Annotated in this window: 1 protein-coding gene; it reads left to right on the forward strand. The window is 70.3% G+C overall.

Features of this window, described 5'->3' with window-relative positions; all coding sequences use genetic code 11:
- Positions 1-343: DUF4118 domain-containing protein (locus tag ADK36_RS15325; RefSeq protein WP_159391157.1), on the forward strand; the 343-nt coding region annotated here is incomplete at both ends.

Here is a 343-nt window from a genome sequence, read left to right on the forward strand (position 1 = left end):
CACCCGAAGTCGGCCTCGCCAACGACATGTTGCTGTACCTGTCGCTGACGGTGGCGGCAGCACTCCTCGGCGGCCTGCTGCCGGCACTGGCCTCGGCGGTGGTGGGCTCGCTGCTGCTGAACTGGTACTTCACGCCGCCCGTCCACACGCTGACCATCGCCGACCCGAAGAACATGGTCGCCATCGCGATCTTCATCGGCGTGGCGGTCTCGGTCGCCTCGGTCGTGGACCTCGCGGCCCGCCGCACCCACCAGGCGGCCCGGCTGCGCGCCGAGTCGGAGATCCTCTCCTTCCTCGCCGGCAACGTGCTGCGCGGTGAGACCAGCCTGGAGGCGCTGCTCGA

It is taken from the genome of Streptomyces viridochromogenes (genome assembly GCF_001270495.1).
Classification (GTDB): Bacteria; Actinomycetota; Actinomycetes; order Streptomycetales; family Streptomycetaceae; genus Streptomyces; species Streptomyces viridochromogenes_A.